Origin of the sequence: Rothia nasimurium, from assembly GCF_035916755.1 — a bacterium.
Classification (GTDB): Bacteria; Actinomycetota; Actinomycetes; order Actinomycetales; family Micrococcaceae; genus Rothia.
Genome location: NZ_JAYWIX010000001.1, coordinates 263,605 through 287,120, shown reverse-complemented (window position 1 = coordinate 287,120; position 23,516 = coordinate 263,605). Strand labels below are relative to the sequence as shown.

Sequence of the window (23,516 nt, the reverse complement as noted above, 5' to 3'; positions counted from 1 at the left end):
AGTTGCAAGTTGTGAACCCGAATTCGCGCTGGAATTCACGAGTCCCCCTTTGAGGTTGTTTTCATACGGTCTTAAGGCAAATTTTGAGCCCTGTTAATAGTCTGGGCAAAAGGTTAACACAAGGTTAACTAGCTCTAGCCTGTGCATGAACTATAGGTATGAGCCTGCCCCTACTCTCGGCGTCCTCATAAAAGCGGGAAAAACAAAAGAGCCCCGCCCACCCGAAGGTGGAAAGGGCCCTTTATGCTTGGCCTAATTCAAAGAATTAGTTGCCAGTCAGCTTCTTGCGGGGATGGAAGCGAAGATTCCGAGCGCGCGAGGAAATAAATCTTCGCTGGAATCGGAACTCCGCTTCCTTCACCTACTAGTTGCCAGTCAGCTTCTTGCGGAGTTCCGCAAGTGCCTCATCGGAAGCCAGGGTGCCGGTTTCGGCAGGCTTCTCGGATGAGTATGAGGTGGGTGCAGCTTCGGCGGGAGCGGACGCGGGGGCAGCAGCTGCTGCTTCTGCGTCGGCTTCGAGGGCCTTAGCAACCTGTACCTTGTGAGCTTCCCAGCGAGCCTGGGCGTCAGCGTACTGCTGCTCCCATGCTGCACGCTGGGTTTCGAAGCCTTCGAGCCATTCGTTGGTCTCGGGGTCGAAGCCCTCGGGGTACTTGTAGTTGCCTTCTTCGTCGTATTCTGCAGCCATGCCGTAGAGAGCGGGGTCAAACTCGGTGGACTCGGGGTCTACACCTTCGTTGGCCTGCTTCAGTGACAGGGAGATACGGCGACGGTCGAGGTCGATGTCGATAACCTTGACGAACAGTTCGTCACCGACAGAGACAACCTGCTCTGCCAGGTCCACGTGGCGAACGGCGAGTTCGGAGATGTGGACGAGGCCTTCGATGCCGTCTTCAACACGAACGAATGCGCCGAAGGGTACGAGCTTGGTGACCTTACCGGGTACAACCTGACCCAGTGCGTGGGTGCGAGCGAATGCCTGCCAGGGATCTTCCTGGGTAGCCTTCAGTGACAGTGAGACGCGCTCACGGTCGTGCTCAACGAGGAGAACCTCAACGGTGACTTCGTCGCCAACTTCGACAACCTCTGAGGGGTGGTCGATGTGCTTCCAGGAGAGCTCGGATACGTGGACGAGACCGTCAACGCCGCCGAGGTCAACGAAGGCACCGAAGTTAACGATGGAGGAGACAACGCCGGTACGAACCTGGCCCTTTTCGAGCTGGTTGAGGAAGGTTGAGCGGACCTCTGACTGGGTCTGCTCGAGCCATGCACGGCGTGACAGAACAACGTTGTTGCGGTTCTTGTCGAGCTCGATGATCTTGGCTTCGATTTCCTGGCCGATGTAGGGTGCAAGGTCACGGACGCGACGCATTTCGACGAGTGAAGCGGGGAGGAAGCCACGCAGGCCGATGTCGAGGATAAGACCACCCTTGACGACCTCGATGACGGTACCGGTAACGACGCCGTCTTCTTCCTTGACCTTCTCGATGTCGCCCCAGGCGCGCTCGTACTGTGCGCGCTTCTTGGAGAGAATCAGACGGCCTTCCTTGTCTTCCTTGGTGAGGACAAGAGCTTCAACGGTGTCACCAACAGAAACAACTTCGTCGGGATCTACGTCGTGCTTGATGGAAAGTTCACGTGAGGGGATGACGCCTTCGGTCTTGTAACCGATGTCGAGCAGAACCTCGTCGTGGTCAACCTTGACAACTTCGCCTGAAACGAGATCGCCGTCGTTGAAGTACTTGATGGTTGCGTCGACTGCTGCGAGGAATTCTTCTTCGTTGCCGATGTCGTTGATTGCAACCTGGGGAACGTTGGTGCTCATAGAGAGTAGGGCTCCAATATGGATAGTTTTCTAGGTCAATACAGGCAAGGCCTTACTGGGTCCCGCAGTACAGCTTGTGGCTGTGGGCAGGGTAAGGTCCGCATGGTTCTCTGTATTGAGCGTTGATACGGACAATATAGTGTGCGGGTGCCGTGCGCACGCCGAAGCGGGCACTGTACACGCACAGATTCAAGTCTAGGGCGCGTGCGGGTGCCGGTCAATGGTTTGGTGGGCGTTTTCACCGCGTGTTCACGGGAAAGTGGGGTGATGTTGGTCTTAACCCGCGCCCGGGTGTGTTGCACCGGCGTCCGCGCACCTTTTACCTGCCCTACTAGTGCCCTGCCTCGTGCCAGGAGCGGCCCCAGCCAACCTGTACATCCAGGGGGACGCGCAGGGAGGCCGCCCCACTCATTTCTTCAACCAGAATGGCCTCGGCAAGCTTTTCTTCACCCGCAGCAACTTCGAGGATCAGTTCGTCGTGTACCTGCAGGAGTATGCGGGTGGCCAGGTTTTCGCGGCGCAGGCGTTCGTCGATGTTAATCATGGCGATTTTGATGATGTCGGCGGCAGTTCCCTGAATGGGTGAGTTGAGCGCTGCGCGTTCAGCGGCTTCGCGGCGCTGACGGTTGGAGGAGGCCAAATCGGGCAGGGCGCGGCGGCGGCCAAACATGGTCTCGGTGTAGCCGGTCTTGTGAGCCTCGCGCACGATGGAGCGAAGGAACCTACCGACCTTACCGAATCGCTGGAAGTAGTTGGTGCGCAAGCTGGTCGCTTCGTCCACGCTAATGCCCAGCTGCTTTGACAGGCCAAAGGGTGAGAGGCCGTAGGCAAGGCCGTAGCTCATAGCCTTGACCTTAGAGCGCATCTCGGGGGTCACGTCTTCTGGCGCTACTCCAAAGACCTCTGAACCGACGAAGCGGTGCAGGTCCTCCCCCGCCTGATAAGCGGCGATGAGGTCTTCGTCGTCCGACAGGTGCACCATAATACGCATTTCGATCTGGGAGTAGTCGGCGGTCAGCAGGGTGGTGTAGTCGGTGCCGTCGACCGGTTCGGGGGCGACGACAAAGGCGTCACGGATCTTGCGGCCCTCTTCGGTGCGAATCGGGATGTTCTGCAGGTTGGGATCGGTTGATGAAAGGCGACCAGTAGCTGCAATATTCTGCTGGTAGGTGGTGTGGATGCGGCCATCCGCGGCAGTTGCCTTACCCAGCCCCTCAACGGTCTGCTTGAGCTTGGTGTAGTCACGGTAGGTTTGCAGCTCGCCCAGGAAGGAGGCCCCCCGACTCTCGGGGTCTACCTGCCCAAGGATTCCCGCGAGCGAGTCGGCATCGGTGGAGTAGCCGCTCTTGAGCTTGCGGGTGGTCGGTAGGCCCAGCTCGTCGAAGAGGACACCCTGCAGCTGCTTGGGGGACGAAAGGTTGACCTCGTGGCCCAGAATCTCGTAGGCCGCGTCGGTGGCGCGGGTGACGTGTTCGCCGTAGTAGCCCTTAAGTTCCGAGATGGCGCTGGCGTCGATGGCTACACCGGCGATTTCCATACGGGCCAGGGCTGACGCAGCCGGCAGCTCAATTTCTTCATAGAGGCCGAGCTGGTTTTTAGCAACCAGGTCAAGGTGCAGGGCGTAGGCCAGTTCTTGCACATGGCGGGCGGCAAGGGCCTGGTAGTCGGTATCGACAGCAGGTTCGAGCGAGAAGAGCTCCCCCTGGTCTTCCTGCTCGGGGGCGGCAGGGTAAGTCTGCCCCAGGTAGTCGCGGGTAAGGTCTTCGAGCATCTCGCGGTGACCGCGCCGGCGGGCAGTGGGGATAAAGCCACAGACGTAGGAAGAGAGCACCGGGTCTTCAATGACGCCCGCCAGGGGCAGGTCGTAGGCGGCTAGCGACTTAAAGTTCTGCTTAACATCGAAGGTGATTTTGGGGGCGGACGCATCCCCCAGCCAGTCGCGCAGAGCCGCGCAGACGCCGTCCGCCTGCTTCTCAACATCAAGGTAGGCTGCGCGGGCACCGGCAACCAGCATGAGACCGTGCAGGGCCTGGCCGTGGGCCAGCCCCTTTTCACCGACTTGCTCATCGATAACAGGCCAGAGGGTGATGGCCTGCGCCAGGCGTTCAGGTACATCGACCGACCGTTCAACCGCCGCGAGTGCTTCGGGGGCAGCTGCCAGGAAGGCGGTGAGGGCGTCCGCGCTGGTGACGGACTCAACCGTTTCAATATCAATCTCAACCGCAGGTGTAGTTTGCCCCATGCCTTCGAAGAGCTCAGCAACGCGTTTGCGAATGGAATTGAACTCTAGGTAATCAAAGAGCTCTTCTAGCTCCTCAGCGTTAGGGCCGTAGCCCTCGGCATCATCGAGGGTAACCGGCAGGTCAAGGTCGTCCACCAGGCGGTTGAGGCGGCGGTTGCGCAGCACGTCGTCGATATGCTCGCGCAGTGCCTCACCCTTCTTACCCTTAATCTTCTCAGCGTTGTCCAGCACGCCCTTGAGGTCACCGTATTCGTTGATCCACTTGGCGGCAAAGCCAGGGCCCACGCCAGGCACGCCCGGCAGGTTGTCTGCCTGCTCGCCGGTGAGGGCAGCAAGGTCAGGGTAAAGGTGAGGTGCAACCTTATACTTTTCCTCGATGGCAGCGGGGGTCATGTAGCGGATACCCTTGGTAGGGCCGGTCGTGACCGGGTAGAGCACCGTAACGGTATCGGTCACCAGCTGGAAGGCATCGCGGTCACCCGACACAATCTGAACCTCAAAGCCAGCCTCCCGCCCCTGACGGGTGTAGGTAGCGACAATATCGTCAGCCTCATAGCGCGGCAGGGTCACCGAAGGAATGTTCAGGGCCGCCAGGGCCTTCTGAATCAGCTCAATCTGACCAAAGAACTCCTGCGGGGTCTCATTTCGCCCGCCCTTATACTCACCGTATTCCTCGGTGCGGAAGGTTCCACCGGAGAGGTCAAAGGCCACAATAATGTGGCTGGGCTGCTCATTTTTAATCAGAGAAATCAGGGTTGAGAGGAAGCCGTGAACCGCGTTGGTGTGTTGGCCCTCGGTATTCACAAAGACATCCACCGGGGTGCCGTAGAAAGAACGGAAAGCCAGTGAATGCCCGTCAATGAGCATGAGCTTACCGGGTGCAGGTGCAGAAGTTTCAGGTCTAGTCATCACGCCTACCATCCTACCGTCTGCCCCTGCCCTACGATTGAAGGCAGACAATCTCCCCCCCCTATTTTCTAAGGAGCACCCATGACCGAGCCCCAGGAGCAGGACGCCCGCTACCAGCAGATACTTGAACGGCTAGGGGCAGGGGCCCTGGCGCAGAAGCTGGACATCACTATTCTCGAAGCCTCCCCCGAACTGACCGTCGCCACCATGCCGGTGGAGGGCAACACCCAGCCGGTGGGCCTGCTTCACGGGGGCGCCTCTGCCGCCCTGGCAGAAACCCTGGGGTCTATCTCTGCTTTTCTTTCGGTGGCAGAGCAGAAGAAGGCTGCTGTGGGCGTTGATTTGAACATCACCCACCTGCGCCCGGTTCGTTCCGGTACCGTCACCGCGACTTGCCGGGCGGTCAACCTGGGCCGCACCGTCTGCGTCCACGCCATTGATATCACCAACGAGGCGGGCAAGCTCATTGCTACCGCCCGCATTACCAATAACATCATCGACCTGCCCTAGCAATCTGCCCCAGCCCCGGCGTCTGCCCCTTAGCTCCGGGCACCTCTGGCAGCGTCCTGATAAACTGACAGTCCGTGCAAACGCACATAAGACCACACAACACCAAGGAACCCCATGAAGAAGATTCCTCTGCTCGTGTGGATTATCGTCGCTATCATCGGCGGTATCCTCATCGGTGCCTTCACCCCCGGCCTCACCTCCGGCATCAACGACGCCCTGGGAACAGCCATTCCCACCGACTTCGTCGTCCAGCTCTTTGTCTCCTTCTCCACTGTTTTTAGCGCCTTCCTGAGCTTCGCGATTCCGCTGATTATCATCGGCTTCATCGTGCCCGGTATCGGCTCACTGGCTAAGGGCGCAGGCAAACTGCTCGGCACCACCGTGGGCCTGGCCTACACCTCCTCCATCACAGCGGGCTTCCTTGCCGTGACCGTGGCTCACTTTATCTACCCCATCATCCTCAAGGGCCAGCAGCTCACCGCCTTCGAAAACCCCGAAGAAGCTCTCTCAGCCGGCTATCTGGAATTCACTCTCGACCCCATCATGTCGGTCATGAGCGCCCTGATTCTGGCCTTCATCATGGGCCTGGGCATCACCGCCCTGAACAGCAAGAACATGCTGAACCTCTTCCAGGACTTCCAGACCATCATCGAAAAGCTCCTGGGCTACGTCATCATCCCCCTGCTGCCCGTCCACATCGTCGGCGTCTTCGCCAACATGACCATGGCAGGCCAGGTCGGCCAGATTCTTGCGGTCTTCGGCAAGGTCTTCATCATGGTCATCATCCTGCACTGGATCATGCTGGCGCTCCAGTACACCGTCGCCGGCGCCGCCTCCAAGCGCAACCCCATCGCCATGCTGCGCGGCATGCTGCCCGCCTACTTCACCGCGATTGGCACCCAGTCATCAGCTGCCACTATCCCCGTGACCGTGGCGTCCGCTAAGAACGTGGGTATCAAGGGCAAGATTGTAGACTTCGCGATCCCCCTCTGCGCCACCATCCACCTCTCAGGCTCCATGATCACCATTACCTCCTGCGCGGTTGCAGTGGTGTACATGACCAGCGGCTCCCTCAGCTTCACCGCCATGATCCCCGTGGTTCTGGTTCTGGGTCTCATGATGGTTGCAGCTCCCGGCGTTCCCGGCGGCGCTGTGATGACCGCTATCGGCCTGCTCCAGTCCATGCTGGGCTTTGATGAATCCATGGTCGCCCTCATGATCGCCCTCTACCTGGCCCAGGACTCCTTCGGCACCGCCACCAACGTCACCGGCGACGCCGCTATCGCCTCACTCACCGAGCGCGTGGCTAAAGCCTTCGGCGCGGACGAGGACGACCTGCCCGAGACCGACGAGCGCAACGGTAGCCTGGCAGCAGCCCACTAACCTCCAGTTCACGAAAGGCCCACCATGACCGCAGAACGCCGCAAACTCATCGGCAATATCTTCTTGGTGCTGACCCTCATCTTCACGGTGACAGCCCTGAGCCAGGGCGGCCTCTGGTGGGCCGCTGTGACCGTCAGCGCCGCCATCACCCTCTGGGGAATCGGAACTAAGAGCGACCACAAGGACGCCCTCTAGCACCACACAGGAGGGGGCGGACGCCTCCCCACCGGCAGGCGTCCGCCCCCTTCTTTTGAATACAGCAAAGCCCGCTCCAGTAATACGCTGGGGCGGGCTTAGTTACAGGCTAGGGGTGCTGCCCTACTGAACCTGCTTGACGATGGTTTCGGCGACCTCGCGCATGGAGAGGCGGCGGTCCATGGAGGTCTTCTGAATCCAGCGGAAGGCCTCGGGCTCACTGAGCCCCATCTTGGTCATCAGCAGGGACTTAGCACGGTCAACCAGTTTACGGGTCTCGAACTGTTCCTTGATGCTGGTGACTTCGTCCTGAAGGGCACGAATCTGCTCGTAGCGGCTAATTGCCACCTCGATGGCGGGAATCAGGTCGTTGGGGGTGAAGGGCTTAACCACGTAGGCCATGGCGCCTGCTTCGGTGGCACGGTCTACCAGTTCTTTCTGGCTGAAGGCGGTGAGCAGGACGACCGGCGCCAGCTGCTGCTCGCTGATTTGGCCGGCTGCTTCGATGCCGTCCATGATGGGCATGTTGACGTCCATGAGTACCAGATCGGGGCGGTGCTCTTCAGCCAGTTCTACAGCTTTTTTGCCGTTATCGGTTTCGGCGATGACGTTGAAGCCCTGGTCTTTGAGGATTTCGACGATGTCGAGGCGAATCAGCGCCTCGTCTTCAGCGACGACGACGGTGCGTGCAGGCTGCTGATCGTGGTTCTCGGGCTCCTGGGTGGTCTGCTCTGACATACCCTGCTCCTTAGGTCGTTTCAGCGTTTAGTTGAGGTTCGCTATCTATTTTCGCACGCGCACAACCTTGTGGGCGTACATATTCGTGGTGATAGTGCGTACCCTCTTCGGTTCCTATCATAGTAGGGCTTGGGGCTTTTCTTCTAGGGCGAGGGCCGATTGGCTTTTAGCAGGCAAAAACGTGTATTGTAGAAGAGCTTTCGCACTTGCCCAAGTGGCGGAATTGGCAGACGCGCCGCACTCAAAATGCGGTTCCTCGGAGTGTGGGTTCGAGTCCCACCTTGGGCACAAAACAAGCCCCCGACCTGGTGAAACATTGAACTAGCCCCCGAAAGTTGGACTGGTTTAATCCTAGACCGTTAGGGCTGCCAAGGCCTGGCTCCGATACCCCATCGGAGTCAGGCCCTTTAATCGCTTCTGAAGCCTACCGTTGTTATACCAATAGATATAGTCATCAACCGCCTGACAGAAATCCTCAACACTGGCAAAGCTCTCACCGTGATACACCTCAGACTTCAGGTGCCCAAAGAAGTTCTCCATCACCGCGTTATCGTAGCAGTTACCCTTACGCGACATCGATTGCACCCCACCAGCTCCTTCAATCAGCTTCTTCCAACTGGAATGCTGATACTGGAACCCCTGGTCAGTATGAACAATCAGACCTTCAGCTGGCCCATGCCAGGACATCGCATCTCGTAAAGACTTCGCAGTAAACGTAGTGTTCGGCGATAACGATAATTCGTAGGACAAGATTGTGCGGTCGTATAAGTCCATGATCGGCGAGAGATACACCTTAGTACCGCAAACCCGAAACTCGGTAACATCACTAACCCACGCGATATTGGGCTTATTGGGGGTGAAGTTACGGTTCAAGAGATTCTCAGCGATATAACTGATCTGCCCCTGGTAGGAGCTGTATTTTTTACGTGGCCTGACTTTGGATTTCAGGTTCATCTGATCCATGAGTTTGTAGACGAGCTTGTGGTTAACCTTCCAACCTTGGCTACGTAGCTGCAGAAGAATTCTGCGATAGCCATACCGCCGCTTCGAACCAATAAAAATCTGGTGTATCGCTTGCTTTAGGGCACCATGTTTATCCTGCTGAGTAAGCCGACTTTGATGATAAAAATAGGTTGAACGAGCTAAGGAAGCTGCTTCTAGGAGGTCTTCAAGTTTATGTTCAGACTTGAGGATGACGACGGTTTGAGCTTTTACCAGCGCCCCTGGTTCCTCAAGTCTCGCAATTTTTTTAGGTAGGCGTTTTCAGCCCGCAGCTTTTCAACTTCACGGCGAAGCTTATCTTCCTCTGTGAGTGTCTTTGGTTTGGTGGAGCCTTTGGGACGTCCTTTAGGTTTTGGCATCAGTGCTTCGTCCCCGCCATCACGCCATGCGCGTACCCAGTTTTTGACGAGGTTATCTGATGAAAGGCCGAATTCTTGGGCTAGGTGCATTCTAGATTCGCCCTTGAGGTTTCGGGTAACGACTTCTTTTTTGATGTCGTAGGGGTAGTGCTGTTTGGTTGGTTTTTCCATAAGGCATAGTGTGCCATGGAGTTTGTAGCGGCGTTCGAGTGCTTCTGCGGCGTAGCGGGAGATGTGGAGTTCTCTGGCTGCTGCTTTGCTTCCTGTGCCTTGTTGGAAGAGGTGGATGAGTTGTTCTCGTTGGTGTTGGGTGAGTGAGCTTCGTGCTCGCATAGGAGATGCTCCCCATTGGTTGGTGACTGTTTTTTTAGTAGTCCAACTTATGGGGAGCAGTTCACATTCCAGGTCGGGGGCTTTTCTTTGCCCTCTCAAAAACAGTGTGAACCCCTTTTTGAACCCCATTCCATTTTTACGCCAGCTCGTGCCACTCAGGTTTATAGGACATAACGGGTGCCCCACCCCGGGAAGTTTTGAGATGAATCTGAGCACTGATATCCGTGCAGGCTTGGCCAGGTAGCGCCGGGTTTTTCTCACAGTGCAGCCCCTGTGCTGTCTGTGTTCATAAGTGAGCGTGCGTGATATCGCTGAGCGTGCATTTGCCCGCTGCACGTTCGGCGATTTGGTGCACGCTCACAGGCACTGGCGCGGGTGGTTCCGGCTCTGGTTTTTCCGTCTCGTTTGGTTCGGTGGTTGCATATCAGGCAGGGAGCTAACGTGTGGGGCTGGTTATCTTGTGTTTATGCGAGCGGAGGCACACTTTCTGTCATATAACCCAAAAAACCCACCCACCCCGAAGGGGCAGGCGGGCTGGTGAGGAGACAAGACCGAAGCCAGGCTTTGATCTTGTGGTTCCTACGGCGGTTCGATTCAAAACCAAATCTCCGGTCCTGAATCACCACTAGCCAGTCTACACCTGTCAGTCAGGTTAAAGTTTATTCTTCAACCAAAATAGGTAACTATGACCCCTATATGACAAAGAACTTTCCCGCAGGCAACCGGGGGCGGCGGGCGTCCTAACGCTCTGCTGCCACCTTGAGACGGGCCAGGCCGCGCTCAAAGTCCGAACCGATACGCTTCTGCATATTAAAGACCTTGAACATCACCTTCATCATCAGGTTCTGCTCGCCGCTCATCGACCAGGCAACGGCGGTGCCGCCTTCAATGGGCTGTAACTTGAAGTGGCTGCGGTTCTTGGCCACCCAGGGCTTGATGAATTCAATATCGATTTCAACCAGGTTGTCCTGCACCGTCACCACGGTCATGCGGCCCTCACCGGCCTTCTTATTGCCGGCCCAGGCCATCTTTGCACCAACGCCGTGTTCGGCACCGGAGTAGGTCTGCTGCATAGTGGGGTCAAGCCCCTGCCAGGGTGACCAGCTTTCCCAGGCATGCAGGTCCTCAATCAGGGCGCGAACCTGCTCAACGGGGGCATCAATAACAGTGGAGCGAGTGAGTAAAGTATTTGCCATGTCAACCAGTCTACCTAGACGAAGGCCCCGCCAGTTCATCGTAATGAAGTGGCGGGGCCAACGTATTAGCTCCCAGGAGCGGGCTAACCCTTAGTCAGCGTAGGGGCCGACCTGCTCGCGGGCCTCGGGGAGCACAGCACCGGCGTCATCAAGGTCACCAACGCGGTGAACCTTGACGGTGTTGGTGGAGCCTGCAACGCCGGGAGGTGAACCAGCAGCCATGACGATCATGTCGTTAGCCTGAGCCAGACCGTTAGCCAGCATGTAGCGGTCGACCACGGCGGTCATCTCGTCGGTGTCCTTGGCGGTGGGTGAAACCGCTGCCTCAACACCCCACAGCAGGGAGAGGAAGGCACGCACGGAGGGCTCGGGGGTCAGGGCAAGCACAGGCTTGGCCGGACGCAGGCGGGCCAGACGGCGGGCGGTGTCACCAGACTGGGTGAAGGTGGCGATGTACTTAACATCCAGCTGGTCAGCGATGTTGACCGCTGCGCGGGTGATAGCGCCACCGCGGGTCTTGGGTGAGGTGCCCAGCTCGGGAACACGGAAGAGGCCGCGCTCTTCGGTGGACTTGATGATGCGAGCCATAGTCTGGATGGTGATGATGGGGTACTTACCCACTGAGGTTTCACCGGAGAGCATGACAGCGTCGGCACCGTCGAGGATAGCGTTAGCGCAGTCAGAGGCTTCTGCACGGGTGGGAGTGGGGTTCTGGATCATGGTTTCCAGCACCTGGGTTGCCACGATAACGGGCTTTGCCCAGCGGCGGGCCAGTTCGATGGCGCGCTTCTGTACCAGGGGAACCTCTTCGAGGGGGAACTCCACACCCAGGTCGCCACGGGCGACCATGATGCCGTCGAACTTGTCGACGATATCCTGCAGGTTTTCAACTGCCTGGGGCTTTTCAATCTTGGCGATGACGGCGATCTTACGGCCTTCTTCTTCCATGATTTCGTGGACGCGCTGGATGTCGTCGCCGGAGCGAACAAAGGAGAGAGCGATGATGTCCACGCCCATGTTCAGGGCGAAGCGCAGGTCGCGCTCGTCCTTCTCGGTCAGGGCGGGGATGGAAACAGCAACGCCAGGCAGGTTGATACCCTTGTTGTTGGAGATGGGGCCGCCGACGATGACGCGGGTGGTCACGGTGGTTTCGTCAACCTCGATAGCTTCGAGGCGGATTTTACCGTCGTCAATCAGCAGGGTGTCGCCGGGCTTGACGTCACCGGGCAGACCCTTGAAGGTGGTGCCGCAGATTTCCTTGGTGCCTTCAACATCTTCGATGGTGATCTTGAAGGTGTCGCCGGGCTCAAGAACCTCAGCGCCGTTCTTGAAGGTTTCGAGGCGAATCTTGGGGCCCTGAAGGTCGGCGAGAATCGCGACGTTGTGGCCAAGCTTTTCGGCCTGCTCGCGGATGGTTGCGTATGAGTTGGTGTGAACCTCGTGGTCACCGTGGCTCATGTTCAGGCGGGCGACGTTCATGCCCGCTTCGATAGCCGCAGCAATTTTCTCGGGTGCAGAAATTGCGGGGCCAATAGTACAAACAATCTTTGCGCGTCTCATCAATCAACCTTAGGTTTGTAGGGGTCTGAGAACCTTTGGTGTGGTTTCTGTCGGTAGCGGATTGACCACCGCCAACAACCAACATATTCACAGATAGTCAGCATGAAACCAACATGTCCACACCTCATTATACGTTGTTTCGTGAGGTTTTGGTGGAGGCATCGGGCACTTTCTGTGTAAATATTCGACACAAACCCCACCAAAACACACATAAACAGTCACAAACAAACAAAATCCGTTATCTAGCTTGTCAGCTTTGAGAGCACACGCCCCGGGCGCGTATCCTGAATGCAGAACACAACGCTAGCTACCCACCCGCAAACCGACGAAAGAGTGCCCATGCCTACCCCGAACGTCCTTATCCTCTTCGGCTCCACCTATGGCCATACCGAACGCTACGCCCACTGGATCGCAGAAGACCTGCGCGCCCATGCGTCCGCGCCCCAGGTGACCCTCTCCCCCGTCGCCGAAGCCACCGACGAAATCATCGAAGCAGCCGACGTACTCATCGTCGGCGCCAGCTACCTGGGCGGTTTCCTCACCGGCGCACCTACCCTGCGCAAGCGCCGCGAAGCCATACTTACTGTGCCCAACCGTGTCTTCTACACGGTCTCCTTCAACGGCACCGAAGTATACCCCCGCTCCTACCTCGACGAGCGCGTCATGAAGAGCTACAAGGCAGACGTCGCTGGCGACCGCCCCGCCTTCCACTTCCGCGGGGGCCTCAAGATGGATGAAATGTCCAAGCTGCACAAGACCGCCCTCACCGGTGTGAAGACCGCTTACAAGCTCAAGCCCAAGCAGAACGAGTACGACAAGCAGCTCATCGAAGCCTTCGAAAACGGCGGGGCCGACCACACCAACCGCGAATGGACCAAGCCCCTGGTCGCCGAGGTCGAAACCTACCTGACCGACATCGCCGCCTCCTAGCGATGAAAACACTACTGATTGCCTACGGTAGCCAGTACGGCTACACCGAGCAGTACGCCCGCTGGATCAGCCAGCAGTTAGAGGGGCGCTTTGCCACCCAGCTACTCCCCCTGGAAAAGCTGACCGAGCGTGCTGTAGCAGATGCGGACGTCCTGGTGGCGGGCCTGAGCGACTACGGCGGGCTCCTCACCGGCGCCCAGGAGCTCAAAAAGTACGAGCAGGAACTGAGGGTCAAGCCCTTTGCCCTCTTCACCGTCTCGTTTAGCGGTCTGGCAGGGGCAAGCCAGCAGAAGCTCGATGCCCTTCTGGCCAAGAACCTGGGCAAGACCCTGGTTCAGGACGCCCTCGGCACCTTTCACCTGCGCGGCGGCCTCGACCACACCCGGCTTTCTTTTAAGCACAAAACCGTGATGGTGGGCATCCGCTCGGCTATCGCCGCCCTGCCCAAAAAGTCTGAAGCTAACCAGCAGATGCTCGATAGCTTCACCCGCAAAACCGTTGACTACTCCAGTCAAGAGCAGGTTGAACCGCTGGTCGAGGCAGTAGCTGCCCTAGCCTAAGAGCAGGCTGGGTCTCAACAGAAAACCGGCCCCGCCCCAGAGATTCTGGGACGGGGCCGGTGTTTTGGTGGTGCTTCGTTACTAAGGTTAGATAGGCAGACTCACAGCGAAGCTGCTGGCTCGGGTGAAGTGAGCGGATGAGCACCAGTTTCCGCCCACAGGCGACAAAGAAACTGGTGCGAATCTGGCGAGCTTGCGAGCCAGCTAGCGAACCAGGTGAGAGGGTCGGCAGCGAGCGTGAGTCTGTCTGCCGTCCGCTATTAGAGCGCCAAATCAATCGCCCGGTCGCTGGGTGCGACGGGGGCCGGCAGCAGGGTGGAGCCGGTCAGGTGCTTTTCGACGGCTGCGGCGCAGGCGCGTCCTTCGGCGATAGCCCACACGACCAGGGACTGCCCGCGGCCGGCGTCACCGCAGGAGAAGACGCCGGGGACGTTGGTCATATAGTTCTCGTCGCGGGCCACGTTGGTGCGGCGGTCGAGTTCTGCGCCGACCTGGGTGGTGATGGCGTCGTTTTCCTGGCCCGTGAAGCCCAGGGCCAGGAAGACCAGGTCAGCGGGGATGACGTGTTCGGTGCCTGCCTTGGGCACGCGGCGGCCGTCGGGTAGGTATTCGGTTTCAGCAACCTTGAGGCCGGTGAGTTTACCGTTTTCACCCACGAATTCGACGGTTGAGGCCAGGTACTTGCGTTCGCCGCCTTCTTCGTGGGATGAGGAGACCTCGAAGACTTTGGGGAACATGGGCCAGGGCTCGTGGTCGGCGCGGTCTGCTGGGGGCTGGGCGCCGATGGCCAGGGTGGTGATGGAGGCAGCTCCCTGGCGGACGGCGGTGCCGATGCAGTCTGAACCGGTGTCGCCGCCACCGAGTACGATTACGTGCTTACCCGCTGCGTCGATGGTGGGGGCGGCGAGGTCGCCGGCTACCACGCGGTTGGCTTCGGTCAGGTAGGGCATGGCGAAGTGGACACCGTCCAGGTCGGCCCCGGGGATGGGCAGGGCACGCGGAGCGGTAGCGCCGGTAGCCACGATGACGGCGTCGTAGCGGCGCTTGAGGTCATCCCAGGTGATGTCCTTACCGATTTCAATGCCGGTGCGGAAGCGGGTGCCTTCGGCTTTCATGACCTCAATACGGCGGTCAACGATATCTTTTTCCAGCTTGAAGTCGGGGATGCCGTAGCGCAGCAGGCCGCCCACTTTGTCGTCGCGTTCGAAGACAGCAACAGTGAAACCTGCCTGGGTGAGCTGCTGGGCTGCGGCCAGACCGGCGGGGCCAGAGCCAACCACAGCCACGGTCTTATCGAGCATACGGTCGGGCATGATCGGCTCGATGTAGTCGCCCTCGAAAGCCTGCTCGGCAATCGAGTACTCGATCTGCTTGATGGTTACCGCGGGCTGGTTGATGCCCAGCACGCAGGAGGTTTCGCAAGGAGCCGGGCACACGCGTCCGGTGAACTCGGGGAAGTTATTGGTGGCGTGCAGTCGTTCTACTGCCTTTTCGGTCTGCTCCCGCCAGGTCAGGTCGTTCCATTCTGGAATCAGGTTGCCCAGGGGGCAACCGACGTGGCAGAAGGGAACGCCGCAGTCCATGCAGCGGGATGCCTGGGTCTTGAGCACGGCCGAGTTCTGGGCGACCTGCACCTCGTTCCAGTCAAGGATGCGCACGGGCACGGGGCGTTTGGGTCGGTCTTGACGGGTGGTTACTTTCAGAAAACCGCGGGGATCAGCCACGAGCGGTCACCTCCAAAATCTTGTTCCAAACCTGCATGGATTCGGTGTCTTCGCCGGCGGCTTCAGCCTCGGCACGGATAGCTTGTACGGCGGCGAAGTCGCGCGGGAGTACCTTGGTGATGCGGGCGTAGGTGCCCTCCAGGTCTTCTAGTAGGGCGGACGCCAGGGTTGAGCCGGTCTCGGTACGGTGGCGGGTGAGCAGCTGGGCGACCTCGGCGCGGTCGTCCTCGGTCAGTTCCAGGAAGCCGAGTTCGCCGGATTCACGGGACTGCTTGTTGACCTTGGCCATATCGAGGTCGAGCACGTAGGCGGTACCGCCGCTCATTCCCGCACCGAAGTTACGGCCGGTTGCACCTAGAATCAGGGCCTTACCACCGGTCATGTATTCGCAGCCGTGATCGCCGATGCCTTCAACAACGGCAGTGGCACCGGAGTTACGAACGAGGAAACGCTCACCGACGATACCGCGGATGAACATTTCGCCGCTGGTGGCGCCGTAGCCGATGACGTTACCGGCTACCACGTTCTCTTCGGCAACCAGGGGGGCTGCGGCATCCGGAGCCACGATAATGCGGCCGCCGGAGAGACCCTTACCTACATAGTCGTTGGAGTCGCCGGTCAGGCGGATGGTGATGCCCTGCGGCAGAAAGGCGCCCAGGGACTGGCCCGCGTGGCCGGTGAGGTTGAGGGTGATGGAGTCGTGGTCCAGCACCTCAATACCGAAGGTTTTGGTGACGGTGTGGCCCAGCATGGTGCCCACGGAGCGGTCGGTGTTGACCACCGGTGAGTTGATAGCAACCGGGGTGCGGTCGCTCAGGGTTCCCTGGGCGGCTGCGATGAAGGTGTTGTCGATGTGCGCCTCGAGCTCGTGGTCCTGGTCCTTGAGGTGGCGGATGCCCTGGCCCTCGTATTCGACGGCGGTGGAAGTGAGCACCTTGGTCAGGTCAAGGCCGTCGGCCTTCCAGTGGTCGATAGCCTGGGACATGTCGAGCACCTCAGCGTGGCCGATGGCTTCATCCAGGGTGCGGAAGCCCAGCTGGGCCAGGTATTCGCGCACCTCTTCGGCGATGAACTCGAAGAAGTTGACCACGTGGTCTGCCTGGCCGGTGAAGCGGGCGCGCAGGTCGGGGTTCTGGGTAGCGACGCCCACGGGGCAGGTGTCCAGGTGGCACTTGCGCATCATGATGCAGCCTTCGACGACCAGGGGTGCGGTGGCAAAGCCGTATTCTTCGGCACCCAGCAGGGCAGCGATGATGACGTCTCGGCCGGTCTTGAGCTGGCCGTCCGCCTGGACAACCACGCGGTCGCGCAGGCCGTTAATCATGAGGGTCTGCTGGGCTTCAGCTAGGCCGAGCTCCCAGGGGGCACCTGCGTGCTTGAGGGAGTTGAGCGGGGCTGCGCCGGTACCGCCGTCGTGACCCGAGATGAGCACGACGTCCGCCTTAGCCTTGGCGATGCCTGCTGCCACGGTGCCGATACCGATTTCGGACACCAGCTTGACGTGGACGCGGGCGGACGGGTTGGCCCGCTTGCAGTCGTAGATGAGCTGGGCGAGGTCCTCGATGGAATAAATATCGTGGTGGGGCGGGGGCGAAATCAGGGAAACGCCGGGGGTGGAGTGGCGGGTCTTAGCTACCCAGGGGTAGACCTTCTCGGCCATGAGCTGGCCGCCCTCACCGGGCTTAGCCCCCTGGGCCATCTTGATCTGGATATCGTCGGCGTTGGTCAGGTAGAGGGAGGTGACGCCGAAGCGACCGGAGGCTACCTGCTTGATGGCAGAGCGACGTTCGGGGTCGAGCAGACGATCGATGTCCTCGCCACCCTCGCCGGTGTTGGACTTTGCCCCCAGGCGGTTCATGGCGATCGCCAGGGTCTCGTGGGCTTCCTTGGAGATAGAGCCGTAGCTCATAGCACCGGTGGAGAAACGCTTGACGATCTCACTGACGGGCTCGACCTCGTCGATGGAGATGGGGGTGCGGTCTTCGGTGAAGGTGAAGAGGCCGCGCAGGGTCATCAGGTCCTTGGCCTGGTCGTCAACCAGCTTGGTGTAGGACTTGAAGATGTCGTAGCGGCGGGTCTTGGTCGAGTGCTGCAGACGGAAGATGGTCTGGGGGTTGAAGAGGTGGGGCGGGCCCTCGCGGCGCCAGTCGTACTCACCGCCGGTTTCCAGGGCACGGTGGGGTACGGCAACACCGTCATCAGGGTAGGCGTCGTGGTGGCGCTTGCGGGTTTCAGCTTCGATGACGTCCAGGCCCACACCGTCCATCTGGGAATGGGTGCCGGTGAAGAACTGGTCAACGACCTGCTGGGAGAGGCCCAGAGCCTCGAAGGTCTGCGCACCACAGTAGGAGGAGACGGTGGAGATGCCCATCTTGGACATAATCTTCTGCAAGCCCTTACCCAGAGCCTTAATCAGGTTGTAGACCGCTTCGGACTCAGTCACACCGGTGATTTCGCCCTGGGCAACCAGCTCTTCTACTGATTCCATGGCCAGGTAGGGGTTGACCGCCGAGGCACCGTAGCCGATCAGGGTGGCAACGTGGTGGACCTCGCGCACATCGCCGGCTTCAACAATCAGAGCAACCTTGGTGCGGGTGGCTGAGCGCAGCAGGTGGTGGTGGACGGCGCTGGTTAGCAGCAGGGACGGGATGGGCGCCCAGGCGCCGTTAGAGTTACGGTCTGAAAGAATCAGGAACTGCACGCCGCGTTCTACAGCGGCAGAAACCTTTTCGCAGATTTCAGAGATACGGGCGCGCAGGGCTTCTTCTCCCCCGTGGGCCGGGTAGAGGCCGCTGACCTTGAGAGCGGCGGGCATGCCGTCCTCGTCCTCAATGTGGGCAATCTTGTCGAGTTCGTCGTTATTGATGACGGGGAAGTTGAGCCCCACGTGCTGGACCTTGACGCGGCCGTTGCGCAACAGGTTGCCGTCGGCACCGATAGAGGTCTTGAGGCTGGTCACCAGCTCTTCACGGATGGAGTCCAGCGGCGGGTTGGTCACCTGTGCAAAGGACTGCACGAAGTAGTCAAAGAGCAGACGGTGACGGGTAGAGAGCACCGCGATGGGAGTGTCGGTACCCATGGCGTAGATGGGTTCAGCGCCGGTCTTGGCCATCGGGGCGAGAATCTTCCGCAGCTCTTCTTCGGTGTAGCCGAAGGTCTGCTGACGCTTGAGAATCGACTTGCGAGAGGCGCGGATGTGCTCGCGCTCGGGCAGGTCAGCCAGGTCAACGATGTTCTCATCGGCCCACTGCTTCCAGGGCTGCTCGGCAGCTACCTGAGCCTTGACCTCTTCGTCGGGCACCAGGCGTCCTGCCTTGGTATCTACGAAGAACATCTTGCCGGGCGAAACGCGGCCCTTCTCAACGATCTTCTCTTCGGGCATGTCGACCACGCCGACCTCAGAGGCCAAAATGACCAGGCCCTCGTCGGTGACCCAGTAGCGGCCGGGGCGCAGGCCGTTGCGGTCCAGGACGGAGCCGACGTTGTCGCCGTCCGTAAAAGCAATGGCGGCGGGGCCGTCCCAGGGCTCCATGAGGGAGGAGTGGTAGCGGTAGAAGGCACGGCGGTCCTCGTCCATGGTTTCGTGGTTTTCCCATGCCTCGGGAACCATCATCATGAGCACCTGGGCAGCCGAACGGCCCGAGAGCATCAGCAGTTCTGCAACTTCATCGAAGCTCTGGGAGTCAGAGGCACCCACCGAGCAAATCGGGAAGAGCTCTTCGGGGTTGCGGCCCAGTACCGGGGACTTGAGCTGGGACTGGCGGGCGCGCATCCAGTTGCGGTTGCCCTTGACCGTGTTGATTTCGCCGTTGTGGGCGATGGTGCGGAAGGGCTGTGCCAGGGGCCATGAGGGGAAGGTATTAGTCGAGAAACGCGAGTGGACGATTGCCAGCTTGGTGGAAAAACGCGGGTCGGAGAGATCCGGGTAGAAGGGTTCAAGCTGCGCGGTGGTCAGCATGCCCTTGTAGACAATAGTGCGCGATGAGAAGGACGGGAAGTAGACACCGAGCTTGTGCTGGGCGCGCTTGCGCACGCGGAATGCCTTCTGGTCGAGCTGGCGGCGTTCTGAGTCTTCGTCCAGGTTGACCACGGGGATGTGACCGGTGAAGGGGGCGTTGACGGCGTCCACATCTTCGCCAGATGCCTCTGCGATGAACATCTGCACGAAGTAGGGCATGACCTCGCGGGCAGCCTTACCGACGATATCTGCCTTGACCGGCACCTCGCGCCAGCCGAGCACGCGCAGGCCCTCGCGCTGGGCAATCTGGGTCAGCCCCTCTTTGAGTTCATCTGCGTTTTCGCCGTCCGTAGGCAGATATGCGGTACCCACGGCGTACTTGCCGAGTTCGGGCAGGTCAAAGTCCACGACCTCGCGCAGGAAGGCGTCCGGAATCTGCAGCAGAATACCGGCGCCGTCGCCGGTACCCTCGTCCGCGCCCACAGCACCGCGGTGCTCCAGACGGCGCAGGGCTGTCAGTGCGTGATCGACGATGTCGTGGCCGGGGGTGCCGCGCAGGGTGGCAATCATGGCCAGGCCGCAAGCATCCTTTTCATTCTCCGGGCTGTAGAGACCGGTAGCCTCGGGGATGGAGGCAAAGGTGGTGAAGGGTGAAGGGGCGTGCCCGAGGGTATGGGGGTCCTGGGTGAAGGTCTTATCGGCGTGGACTGCACTGCCGAGCATGGTGTGACTCATGTGGGCCGTTCCTACTTACGTTGGGCTCTGGTGCCGGTGGAGTAGGCTAAACGGCTGGCGCGCGGGAGCTGATGGCATAGGACGCCTGCGGTTTAGCCGCTCCCTTGCAGCACAAGATGTCGGTGGTCGCCTCGCTGTGACGATGGAGCGTGCGGTGACTCAAGGACGCCCGGGTGGGGGCCTGAGTCTGCGGTTCGCCTCGCACTCGGGTAGGTGCGAAGGTAATCGCCCATCAGTCTCTAGAGACTTCGTTACGTATGTGTAAATTTATACGACCCTGCGTGTAAAGATTCAATAGGCAGCTGGGTATTACACAGGCAGACTCGGGATCGCTCCCCTACTAGATACGCCCTTTGCCTAGAAATTGAGCCCGTGTGACCTAGGCAAAGCCAGATTAGGTCATGAATATTTTGCGTAACTATTCAAAGGCTGGCTTTACTCTGGGGCTGCAAAATGAAACAAACTTGAAACTTTGAATCTTGATATGTGAGATGAATATTTCATATAGAGAGTAGAAAAGTGGGGCCCTGGAAAGTTCCAGAGCCCCACCCAGCGGTAGGCGATTTAGCGGGTTGCCCCCGTAAAGTCGAGCACCATGCGTCCGTTAATTAAGCCGGCGTGCATTTCGTCAAAAATTGCCTGGGCATCTTCGACCGGGCGCAGCTGAACCACGGGCTTCACGCGCCCCTGGGCGCCAAACTCGAAGGCTTCAGCGAGATCCTGGCGGGTACCCACCAGGGAGCCCTGCACCTTTATACCGTCGAGCACCAGGCGGGGGATATTGAGGTCCATGGACTCGGTGGGCAGACCCACGGCAACCACGGTACCACCGGCGCGCACAGAATCAACAGCCTGGTTGAAGGCTGCCTTAGCCACGGCGGTGACAACAGCAACGTGGGCACCAGCACCACCGGTGGTGTTCTTGATTTCTTCTACAACGTCTTCAACGTTCTTGGCGTTGATGACCACATCTGCACCGCTGTCCTTAGCCAGCAGGAGCTTATCTTCATTAAGATCAACGGCAATGACCTGGGCACCAAAGACGTTCTTGGCGTACTGCACAGAGAGATTACCTAGGCCACCAGCACCAAAGCAGACAATCCACTGGCCGGGGCGCACGCCACTTTCCTTCACAGCCTTGTAGGTGGTTACACCCGCACAGGTAATAGAGGTTGCCTCAACCGGGTCGAGAGCGTCAGGAACCTTGACGGTGTAGTCAGCATAGAGCAGGGTGTATTCGCTCATGCCACCATCGGCGGTGTAGCCAGCGTTGATGACGGAGCGGCAGAAGGTTTCGCGGCCGTCAGTGCAGTATTCACAGTGGCCGCAGCCCTTGAAGAACCAGGGAACACAGACACGGTCGCCCACTTCAAGGTGGTCTACACCGGGGCCAACTTCGGTAATCACACCGACACCCTCGTGCCCCAGGATGCGACCGGGCTTTTCGCCAAAATCGCTGGCTGCTACGTGCAGATCGGTATGGCAGATGCCCGAGTACTCAATCTTGGCAAGCACCTGCCCGTGCCCCACTTCGGGTACGGGCACGTCCTTAATGTCAACGGTTCCATCGAGGCGGTCAGAAACAACAACGGCTTTCATCGTGGCCATATGATAGCTCCTTACAAAGCAAACCAATTAGGGTGTTGTGGCTCACTTAAAGACTAGGTGTTTAGTGTGGCTACGCGCCAGGGCTCTAGGGTTTTTTCTGTTCTGTTACGGTTCAAACTGCACTAAGAGCGTCGAAGGGGATGTGCCGCCATGGGCAGCACCTGGTAGCTACACTAGAGCCATGAGCGACCAGACCGCATCCGCATTATCTACCAGCCAACGTGCCACTTGGGCAGACCTCCCGCGTTCCGTACAGGCGTGGGTTGAGAAAGAGCTAGAAAGCCCCGTAATAGGCGCTGAGTCGCAAAGCGGCGGGTACAGCCTGGGCACCGCCGACCGCCTAGTGACTGCAAGCGGGCGCAGGGCTTTCCTCAAGGCTGTTGACGCCAACCTCCACCCTCGCACTGCTGACCTGCACCGGCAGGAGGGCCGTATCACCGCGTCCTTCTCCAGTAGCACCCCGACCCCGGCCGTCCTTGCTACCCGCGATTTCTCCGGGGCGGACGGCGCAGGTTGGGTTGCCCTGCTCCTAGAAGATATCGAGGGGCGGCACCCGGAAAACCCCTGGCAAAAAGAAGAACTGGCCGCCGTTTTCCGGGCCTTAGAGAGCATGAGCCGAGTTCCGGTTGACCCAAGCCTAAACCTGCCGACCACCGAAGCTGACCTGACCGAGGAACTCATTTTCTGGCACAAACTCACTCGGGGTGTAACCCTAGAGCACCTGGTCTACGTTCAGGCCACTGATTCCTACCAGCAGCTAGTGCAGCTTCTGCCCTTTATCAACCAGAAGGCCGCCGAGTTTGCCGCCTTTGTAGACAAGCACCTGGTTGCCCATCTGGCAGGGAACTCCTATGTGCATACCGATTTGCGCGGCGACAACATTCTGATTCGCCCCACCGGCGAGGCTATTCTGATTGACTGGCCTTGGGCGACGGTGGGCAACACCCAAATTGACTGGGCCTCGGTGGCAACTGACGCTCTGATTGCTAACCCCGAGCTGACTCTTGCTGGGGTATACGAGCTAATGCCGGCATCCGGGCGTCCTGCACTCGAGTTCTTGCAGGCTACTGTTGTCGCTTTTGCGGGCTACTATTTCTACGCTTCAATGCAGAAGCCCAGTGACTCTACGAACTCGTCGCTGGTGGGCATGCGGGCCCACCGCGCGTCCGCCCTGCTCACCAGACTAGCCCAGGGTGAAAAGTAATCCGCACTTATTCCGATGTACCCGCAACTAGTTGCGGACTTTTCAGAATAAGTGCGGATTAGGCGCCCGGGTTAGGCGTTACCACCGCGAGCCAGGTTTCGGTTAAAACCAGCAGCGGCAACCGGAAGCGCTGCCACTAGCCCCATGAGCGCCGTGACCCAGGTGAAAGCTGCGCCAGTTACTAACCCAATTACATACACAGCACCATTGACAGCACAACCATATACAAGAAGTGCCAGCACAGCTTCAACAGGGCTACCCGGCAGCCAGGAGTCAAACATTCCACGGCGCTTTGCACCGCCTGCTTGTTCACGCTCAGCTTTTACCCGGTGGTGTAGAGCCAAGAACACCAGTACGCCACCACACCAGGCTCCAAATAAAACCGTTAACCCAGGCTGGAAAAATCGCGAAGAAAATACTGTTCCTAGCGAGACAAGCAGCCCGTAACTTGCTAGCGAATACAGGGCAAAAGACAGTAGATAGGCCGGAATCGTTGTGAGATTTGGGAAAGATGAATACTTCATATTTACCTCATCTGTGAAGCT

15 protein-coding genes, 1 tRNA gene and 1 pseudogene are annotated in these 23,516 nt (G+C 59.2%); 7 read left to right on the top strand and 10 right to left on the bottom strand.

Annotated features, from left to right (window positions below):
- Positions 1 to 364: 364 nt before the first annotated feature.
- A complete protein-coding gene (rpsA, locus tag VSX42_RS01265) occupies positions 365 to 1,825 on the bottom strand; it encodes a 30S ribosomal protein S1 (protein WP_185173001.1) in 1,461 nt (486 codons plus the stop codon).
- 331 nt (positions 1,826 to 2,156) lie between these two features.
- On the bottom strand, positions 2,157 to 4,976 hold the full coding sequence (polA, locus tag VSX42_RS01260) for a DNA polymerase I (protein ID WP_326502606.1): 2,820 nt from the start codon (positions 4,974 to 4,976) through the stop codon (positions 2,157 to 2,159).
- Positions 4,977 to 5,057: 81 nt separating this feature from the next.
- On the opposite strand from polA, the gene VSX42_RS01255 reads away from it, so the two are divergent.
- The 3 genes from VSX42_RS01255 (at position 5,058) to VSX42_RS01245 (ending at position 7,064) form a co-directional block, all read left to right on the top strand.
- Positions 5,058 to 5,486 carry a hotdog fold thioesterase gene (locus VSX42_RS01255; protein ID WP_326502605.1) on the top strand — a complete coding sequence of 143 codons (429 nt, stop codon included), beginning with the start codon at positions 5,058 to 5,060 and terminating at the stop codon, positions 5,484 to 5,486.
- Between the two features lie 114 nt (positions 5,487 to 5,600).
- Positions 5,601 to 6,869, top strand: a complete 1,269-nt coding sequence (locus VSX42_RS01250) for a dicarboxylate/amino acid:cation symporter (protein ID WP_326502604.1) — start codon at positions 5,601 to 5,603, stop codon at positions 6,867 to 6,869.
- 24 nt (positions 6,870 to 6,893) lie between these two features.
- Positions 6,894 to 7,064 carry a hypothetical protein gene (locus VSX42_RS01245; RefSeq protein ID WP_326502603.1) on the top strand — a complete coding sequence of 57 codons (171 nt, stop codon included), beginning with the start codon at positions 6,894 to 6,896 and terminating at the stop codon, positions 7,062 to 7,064.
- Between the two features lie 123 nt (positions 7,065 to 7,187).
- On the opposite strand, the gene VSX42_RS01240 is transcribed toward VSX42_RS01245, so the two are convergent.
- Complete coding sequence (locus tag VSX42_RS01240; protein WP_135012073.1) at positions 7,188 to 7,802, bottom strand: ANTAR domain-containing response regulator; 615 nt, start codon at positions 7,800 to 7,802, stop codon at positions 7,188 to 7,190.
- 208 nt (positions 7,803 to 8,010) lie between these two features.
- Between VSX42_RS01240 and VSX42_RS01235 the strand changes: the two genes are divergently transcribed.
- Positions 8,011 to 8,090: transfer RNA gene (locus VSX42_RS01235), tRNA-Leu, on the top strand.
- 63 nt (positions 8,091 to 8,153) lie between these two features.
- Here the strand turns inward: VSX42_RS01235 and VSX42_RS01230 are convergent.
- The 3 genes and pseudogenes from VSX42_RS01230 to pyk all read right to left on the bottom strand — a co-directional run.
- Positions 8,154 to 9,343 (bottom strand): annotated as a pseudogene (locus VSX42_RS01230) (IS3 family transposase); the annotation flags it as partial.
- Between the two features lie 893 nt (positions 9,344 to 10,236).
- The gene (locus VSX42_RS01225) at positions 10,237 to 10,692 is read right to left on the bottom strand and encodes an SRPBCC family protein (RefSeq protein ID WP_326502602.1); all 456 of its coding nucleotides are present in this window, start codon (positions 10,690 to 10,692) and stop codon (positions 10,237 to 10,239) included.
- A 90-nt stretch (positions 10,693 to 10,782) separates the two neighbouring features.
- Positions 10,783 to 12,252 (bottom strand): pyruvate kinase, encoded by a 1,470-nt coding sequence (pyk, locus tag VSX42_RS01220; RefSeq protein WP_326502601.1) that lies wholly within the window; start codon positions 12,250 to 12,252, stop codon positions 10,783 to 10,785.
- 339 nt (positions 12,253 to 12,591) lie between these two features.
- Here pyk and VSX42_RS01215 point away from each other — a divergent pair, with 339 nt between their 5' ends.
- Positions 12,592 to 13,182: a flavodoxin domain-containing protein gene (locus VSX42_RS01215; RefSeq protein ID WP_326502600.1), complete on the top strand. Its 591-nt coding sequence runs from the start codon at positions 12,592 to 12,594 to the stop codon at positions 13,180 to 13,182.
- 2 nt (positions 13,183 to 13,184) lie between these two features.
- Positions 13,185 to 13,742: a flavodoxin domain-containing protein gene (locus VSX42_RS01210; RefSeq protein ID WP_326502599.1), complete on the top strand. Its 558-nt coding sequence runs from the start codon at positions 13,185 to 13,187 to the stop codon at positions 13,740 to 13,742.
- A gap of 260 nt (positions 13,743 to 14,002) precedes the next feature.
- On the opposite strand, the gene VSX42_RS01205 is transcribed toward VSX42_RS01210, so the two are convergent.
- The 3 genes from VSX42_RS01205 to adhP form a co-directional block, all read right to left on the bottom strand.
- The gene (locus VSX42_RS01205) at positions 14,003 to 15,466 is read right to left on the bottom strand and encodes a glutamate synthase subunit beta (RefSeq protein ID WP_326502598.1); all 1,464 of its coding nucleotides are present in this window, start codon (positions 15,464 to 15,466) and stop codon (positions 14,003 to 14,005) included.
- Positions 15,459 to 20,159 carry a glutamate synthase large subunit gene (gene gltB, locus VSX42_RS01200; protein WP_326502597.1) on the bottom strand — a complete coding sequence of 1,567 codons (4,701 nt, stop codon included), beginning with the start codon at positions 20,157 to 20,159 and terminating at the stop codon, positions 15,459 to 15,461. Before gltB ends, VSX42_RS01205 begins: the two co-directional genes overlap by 8 nt.
- A 564-nt stretch (positions 20,160 to 20,723) precedes the next feature.
- Positions 20,724 to 21,767 (bottom strand): alcohol dehydrogenase AdhP, encoded by a 1,044-nt coding sequence (gene adhP / locus VSX42_RS01195; protein WP_244955914.1) that lies wholly within the window; start codon positions 21,765 to 21,767, stop codon positions 20,724 to 20,726.
- Between the two features lie 181 nt (positions 21,768 to 21,948).
- On the opposite strand from adhP, the gene VSX42_RS01190 reads away from it, so the two are divergent.
- Complete coding sequence (locus VSX42_RS01190) at positions 21,949 to 22,971, top strand: aminoglycoside phosphotransferase family protein (protein WP_326502596.1); 1,023 nt, start codon at positions 21,949 to 21,951, stop codon at positions 22,969 to 22,971.
- Between the two features lie 71 nt (positions 22,972 to 23,042).
- Here the strand turns inward: VSX42_RS01190 and VSX42_RS01185 are convergent, their stop codons facing one another.
- Positions 23,043 to 23,495, bottom strand: a complete 453-nt coding sequence (locus VSX42_RS01185) for a hypothetical protein (protein ID WP_326502595.1) — start codon at positions 23,493 to 23,495, stop codon at positions 23,043 to 23,045.
- Positions 23,496 to 23,516 lie beyond the last annotated feature (21 nt).